The sequence below is a fragment of the Verrucomicrobiota bacterium genome (assembly GCA_016871535.1).
Classification (GTDB): Bacteria; Verrucomicrobiota; Verrucomicrobiia; order Limisphaerales; family SIBE01; genus VHCZ01.
On the sequence record VHCZ01000321.1, the window covers coordinates 1 to 6,513 of the forward strand.

5 protein-coding genes are annotated in these 6,513 nt (G+C 60.3%); 3 read left to right on the plus strand and 2 right to left on the minus strand.

All coding sequences use genetic code 11. The features are described 5' to 3' along the window. The coding region (locus FJ398_24935) for a serine/threonine protein kinase (GenBank protein MBM3841140.1) at positions 1–595 on the minus strand (595 nt) is incomplete at its 3' end. 108 nt (positions 596–703) lie between these two features. Between FJ398_24935 and FJ398_24940 the strand changes: the two genes are divergently transcribed. Next, complete coding sequence (locus FJ398_24940; protein ID MBM3841141.1) at positions 704–1,525, plus strand: hypothetical protein; 822 nt, start codon at positions 704–706, stop codon at positions 1,523–1,525. A gap of 49 nt (positions 1,526–1,574) precedes the next feature. Here the strand turns inward: FJ398_24940 and FJ398_24945 are convergent, their stop codons facing one another. Continuing rightward, the gene (locus tag FJ398_24945) at positions 1,575–1,793 is read right to left on the minus strand and encodes a hypothetical protein (GenBank protein ID MBM3841142.1); all 219 of its coding nucleotides are present in this window, start codon (positions 1,791–1,793) and stop codon (positions 1,575–1,577) included. Between the two features lie 35 nt (positions 1,794–1,828). On the opposite strand from FJ398_24945, the gene FJ398_24950 reads away from it, so the two are divergent. Together FJ398_24950 and FJ398_24955 are read left to right on the plus strand one after the other, a co-directional pair. Further along, the gene (locus tag FJ398_24950) at positions 1,829–3,250 is read left to right on the plus strand and encodes an SGNH/GDSL hydrolase family protein (GenBank protein MBM3841143.1); all 1,422 of its coding nucleotides are present in this window, start codon (positions 1,829–1,831) and stop codon (positions 3,248–3,250) included. Further along, entirely contained in the window at positions 3,228–6,323 is a 3,096-nt protein-coding gene (locus FJ398_24955; protein ID MBM3841144.1) for a c-type cytochrome, read from the plus strand. Before FJ398_24950 ends, FJ398_24955 begins: the two co-directional genes overlap by 23 nt. Positions 6,324–6,513 lie beyond the last annotated feature (190 nt).

A 6,513-nucleotide genomic window follows, 5' to 3' on the forward strand; every position in this document is an offset into this window, starting at 1 on the left:
ATGGATGACCCCCCCGTTCGTGGGCGTAATGAATGGCTTCGGCGACGGTCTTCAGGTAGGCCGCAGCCCGCTTGGCCGGTAGCGGATTCTCGCGGACCAACTGCGCCAGATCCCTTCCTTCCACATAATCCATTGAGAAGTACGGCCGGCCTTCGAATTCCCCGACCTCGTGGATCGACACGATATTCGGATGCTGCAATTGCGCCGCTGGCTCAGCCTCGGCCCGAAAACGCTGGACGGATTCCTTACTGGCAAACGGGCCGGCCAGAATCATCTTCACCGCCACGACCCGATTCAGCCTCCTTTGCCGGGATTTATAGACCACTCCCATGCCGCCTCGGCCGATTTCCTCCAGTAGTTCATAATCGCCAAAGGATCGTGAATCCATAGGCCGCTCACTTCCCACCGGGGACTGCGCACTGGTCACTGACCACTGACGTTTGACCGTTGAACGGTCGCCCCCAGACTTCGGATCCAGCGTGCTTGCCCCCGCCCAATGCAGACCCAGCTCAAGAAGACAATTCGGGCAATGACCCGCGGGCGCATCGCTCATCAGGTCCGCACCACACCGCACACATTTTCGGAGCGCAGTCATTGGGGGGCACTGCTCGCACTTTTATAGCGCCTCCGGCACTCGATTGGAATCCTGAACCAGACTGTCGCCGTACCAGAAATTTGTTCCGTACGGAACAAATTTCAGGGCTTGCACCGAGCTGTCGTCTGGTTCATTCTCAAGGCCATCGAGGTTATGAACCGCAATACCAAGGAGTGGTTGTATCATTTGCTGTGGTTGATGGAGTCGCTCAGCCGCCCAACAATTCACAATCTCACCGACTCGTTCGAGGGATGGGCCTCACGCCGGGGCATTCTCCGGAAACTCCATCGACTCGAAATGGAGGAGTTCCTGGAAAGTCGGCCCGGTTCCGTGGAACAGCGAACTTACACCCTGACAGCCGAAGGCCGAAGAGTTGCTCTTGGCGGACGCGACCCGGAGGCTCACTGGACTAGGCGTTGGGATAACCAATGGCGGCTCGTGGTGTTTGATTTGCCGGAGATCAAGAACAGCCTCCGAGTTCGGCTGCGGCGATTCCTTAAGGATCAACATTTTGGTTTCCTACAAAACAGCGTCTGGATCACGCCGGATCCACTTGACTCCATCGCAGCAAATCTCCGCGCTTTTTCTGACGACGTGGAATCGCTGATCATCCTGGAGGCGCGCGCTGGCGGTGGCGCATCCGATGCGGCGATCGTCGCTGGCGCCTGGGACTTCGAACAGGTGAATGAGGCCTATCGCGCTTACTTGCGGGTTCTCGAACAAATCGATCAGCAAGCCACGCAGAGCCGACCGATATCCAAGCAATTGCGTTGGTACATGGAACGCGAGCATTCTCACTGGCTGGAGACCGTAGCAATAGACCCATTGCTTCCGGGAAGCCTGTTGCCAACCGGTTATCTCGGCAAAGAGGCATGGCAAGCCCGACGCCGGCTGACTGAGACGCTGGTCACTTCGTCCGTCACATCATGACCCGATATTTGTGTCCCAATATTTGTTCCGTACGGAACAAATTCTGTGCTCAACCACATGCAATCACGGTGAACAGATGCCGGATCTCGGCCTCGATTTCGTCGGGGCTGCTCACGGTATTCGCAATCTCCATGCGCATGAGTTCGCCGTAGCGGCGGCGCAAGCGATGGACCGCGACTTTCAGCGCGCCTTCGCTCATGCCGAGTTCCGCGGCGACCTCGGCATAGGGCCGAGCCGCCGGGCCGAGATTTGGGTCGCAACGCTGCATGACTGAAGGAGGCCGACTGGTTCAATGGCGATGCTATGGGCCAGAGCGGCAAGTGTCAACGCGGCGAAATGGCGAAATCCCAGCATCCCAGCCGCAATTCCGATCAAACGGGAGAATCTTTTGACTTCAGTGATGGAACGAGCTTTCTTCAGGCGATGTCAGTCGTCTGGAATCTTGCGACGCTCGGAATGGGATTGACCTTCTCGTCCTTCGTGATGAGCTCAGGCGCAGTCCCGCAAGCGGGCACCAATCAACCGCCGCGAGCCGGACAGACAAACCTGACATCCCGAACTCCGGCCTTCCCGCTCCTCACCAACGATTGCGTGGCCTTCATCGGAGGCACGACCACGGTTGGCGACGCAAAGCACGCCTTCCTGGAAACGCTCCTCACGCGCCGTTATCCCGGACACCGTTTGCGGTTTCGAAACCTCGGCTGGGAAGCGGACACCGTGTTCCAACAGGAACGCCCGCTGAATTTCCCCGGCCTGACGGAGAGTCTCAAGGCGCAGCGCGCGACCGTGGTGTTCGCGAACTTCGGATTGATGGAATCGTCGCGCGGAGCCGAAGGTTTGCCGGAATTCGCGCGCGCTTACCGCACCTTGCTCGACCAACTCACCAACCTTACGCCGCGAATCGTGCTCCTGACTCCGTTCCGCCACGAGAAACTGCGCGCTTCGATCCGCGCGGTTGCCGAACGGAACAAGAATCTGGAAGCGTACGTCCACGCCATTCGCCGCCTGGCAGAACAACGCGGCTTGCCCTGGGCCGATCTGTTTCAACTGCAGAATCCGGAGTCCACTTCGGACGGCTCCGCCCAATTGACGAGCGACGGCATGCATCCTTCCGCTTACGGGTACTGGCGCATGGCTTACGAGGCCGAGCGCGGCCTTGGACTGTCCCAGCCGGAGTGGACCGTCGAAATCGACGCGCGCGGCCGCAGCTACCAGGCCAGGGGAACGCAACTCACCGATTTCCAGGTGTCCACCTCCACGGTGGGCTTCAAGTCGGTGGACGAACTGTTGCCCGGCCCGGTTTTTCGGAGGAGCGACGGCAGCTTCTCCGTTCCGGGATCGCGTACCTTGCGCATCTCCGGTCTGTTGCCAGGGCGCTACTTGCTCCGAATCGACGGCGTGCCGCTCTACGAACTGAGCCATACTTTTTGGGAACGCGGTCGCGTCTTGCCCCACGGCCCCGAAATCAAACAAACCGATGCGCTCCGGGACTTGATCGTCCAGAAGAACAGCACGTTCTTCAATTACTGGCGTCCCCAGAATTGGGCCTTCCTGAACGGCGATCTGACCAGTCAACCGAGCAGTCATCAGCACGATAACTTCGGCGTCCGCTGGTTCCCGGGCGAACTGCAAACCTTCGTCCCGTTGCTCGCGAAACAGGAAACTCAGATCGACCAGCTCGCGCGACCAAGTTCCCACGTCTATGAATTGCGGCGCATCGAGTAAGAATGTAGGGCAGACATCCTGTCTGCCGGTTGACGGAGCATCCTTGCTCCGTTGTTCGCGAGGCATGATGCCTCGCGAACGGGCAGGCTGGAAGCCTGCCCTACGTTTACTCCGATTACCCTCCACGCTCACGTTGTCGTTGGTTAGCTCCGCGTTCTGCGCGCCCGCCCAACAAACCTTCGATTCCCCCGAACACGAGTTGAGCACGTTGCGCGTCGCGGACGGGTATCAGGTCAATCTCTTCGCCGCTGAACCCGCCGTCGTGAAGCCGATTCAAATGCAGTTCGACGCGCACGGCCGCCTCTGGGTCCTCTGCACGACGGCTTATCCGCAAATCAAGCCCGGCGAGAAACCCGCTGACCGCATCGTCGTGCTGGAGGACACCAACGGCGACGGGAAAGCCGACAAAGGCACGGAGTTCGCCACCGGCCTGATGATCCCGACTGGCCTCGCCCTGGGGGACGGCGGCGCTTACGTCGGCCTGGGCACGGAACTGATTCATCTGAAGGACACGGATGGCGATGGTCACGCTGACCAAACCCGCGTCGTCCTTTCCGGATTCGGGACCGGCGATTCCCATCAGAACATCAATTCGTTCACCTGGAGCCCCGGCGGCGAGTTGTTCTTTTGCCAGGGGCACAATATCTATTCCCGGATCGAGACTGCCGAGGGCATCAAACGCCTGGACCGCGCCGGCGTCTGGCGCTTCCGTCCCGCCTCGTTGGAACTGGAAAGTTCTTTCCACGAGAGCAACGGGCCGCTCAATCCCTGGGGCATTGCGTTCGATGATTGGGGCCAGCCGATCGTGGTGGACGGATGTTGCATCGGCATCTTCCACCTTTTGCCAGTGATGGTCCCTAACAAACCCACGGAGAAATATCCGCCCATCTGGCAGGGCAAAAAAATCTGCGGCGCCGATCTGCTCAGCGGCCGGCACTACACTGAAGACGAACAAGGCATCCTGGTTGGCGGAACGTTTTTCAACAATTCGGTGGGCCGTTGGCGCCTCAGCGATGCCGGCTCCGGGTTCGCCGCCAAGGAACTGCCGCCGCTCGTCGAATCGACCAACCGATCCTTCCGCGTCGTCGATGTCAAAATCGGCCTGGACGGCGCGATTTACCTTGCGGATTGGTACAATCCGATCATCGGCCATTACCAGTACTCGTTTCGCCATCCGGATCGCGACAAATCCCATGGCCGCATCTGGCGCGTCACCAGGAAGGATCGCGCCTTGGCAGTAAAGCCAAAGCTAGTTGGCATTCCGGTTGAGCAATTGCTCGATCACTTGAAAGCGCCGGAGCACTACACGCGGAATCAGGCGCGCCGTCTCCTGGCCGAGCTGCCGCCGCAAAATCTCGCGCCGCGCCTTCACGAATGGGTTCACGATCTCGACCCGAAGGATTCGCGCTACGAACATCACCTGCTCGAAGCTTTGATGCTCCATGAATCCCAGGACGTCGTCGAAGCCGGCTTGCTCGTGCGTCTGCTTCGCGCCGAGGACTTTCGCGCGCGCGCTTACGCGACGCGAGTTCTGGGCCGCTGGCATTCCCGCGTCGAGGGCGCGTGGAATTTGTGGCGGGCGCAAGTCGAGGATGCGCACCCGCGCGTCCGTCTGGAAGCTGTCGTGGCGTTGAACTCCATCCCCAACGCGCGCGCGATGGAGATGGCACTTAGAGCCGTGGACAAGCCGATGGATCGGTTTCTGGACTATGCGTTGCGTCAGGCCGTCCAGGGGTTGAAGCCCCACTGGGCGCCCGCATTCAAGGCCGGGAAATTGCAGCTTGAAAACCATCAGCCGCGTCTGGAATTCCTCGTCCGCGCGGATGGCTCCCCGGACACCCTTCGACCTCTGGTCGCACTGCTCAACTCGGATTCCCTCCCCAATGAGCTCCGCGAAAACTTCCTGACCATCCTGGCGAACGTCGGCGGTCCGGATGAGTTGGCGCTCGCCTTGGAGGCTCGGACTTACCAAAAAGCCGGCGCGTACGATGCAAAACTCCAGGCGAAGATTCTCCCCTTGGTCGCGAATGCAGAGCGGCAGCGAAAAGTCCGCCCGTCCGGGGATCTGGCCGAACGGTTGCAATCTCTCGTGGGCCACGCCGACGAAGCCTTGCGCGCTGAGGCGCTCAAACTCGCGGGCGTGTGGAAACTGGAGCCGTTCCGCGCGCAAATGGAGCAAGCGGCGCGAGCTTCAGAGAATGGTGAACCCATGCGTGTGGCAGCGCTCGAAGGGATCGCAGCTTTGGGGGGAGTTCGAAGCCGGGATTTCCTCGCAGAATTGGGCCGCGCGAATCCTTCGGAAAAAATCCGGATCGGCGCCGTCGCCAGTTTGACCGGTGTGGATTTGTCCGCGGCGGCGAAGGAGGCTGCCGAGATTCTCGCTCGAAGTCCATCGGACAGCGCTCCGGCAGCATTGCTCCTTGCCTTCCTGCAAAGGACGGGCGGAGCGGCGGCCTTGAGCAAAGCGCTGGCAGAAATGCCGCCACATATCGATGCCGCGAAGCTCGGCGTGCGTTTCCTGCAATCCGTGGGCCGCCAGGAAACCAACCTCGTCGAGGCCTTGCGGCGCGCCGCAAAACTGGACGCGGAAATCAAAACGCTGGATGCGGCGGAAATCAAAACGCTGGTCGCGGAAGTCCGATCGAACGGCGACCGCCAGCGCGGTGAGGCCCTCTTCCGCCGGGCGGATTTGAATTGCCTGGCCTGCCACGCCGTGGGGAACGAAGGCGGGCGAATCGGTCCGGATCTGAACTCCATAGGCTCCGGACAACCGTTGGATTTCATCATTGGCGCCATCCTCACGCCGAACCAGGAAATCAAGGAAGGCTACCTGGCGTACGAGATCGCCACCAAGGACGGCGAGGTATTCCAGGGTTACAAGGTTCGCGAGGACGCGCGCGAGTTGACTCTGAGGGATGCTCTTCAAAACCAAGAAATTCGCATCCGCGCCGACCACATCGCCCGGCAACGCGCCCTTGGCTCGCTCATGCCGTCCGGGCTGGTGGATCACCTGACGCGCTCGGAGTTTCGCGATCTGCTCCGCTATTTATCTGAACTCGGCGCGCCTCAGTAGATTTTCTGCGATCACCGGGCGGAATCGGGCGGACAAATTCATGTTGCGATATGCAGCATGGATTTGTCCGTCACCCACATCAGTTAACGACGGTGGGGCGACGCTCCTGCGGAGCTTTTCTTTGATGGCATTTGGCTCGGCAGGAGTTTCGCCCCACCTTACTGTGCAGACGGTGGGATTGACGACAGAT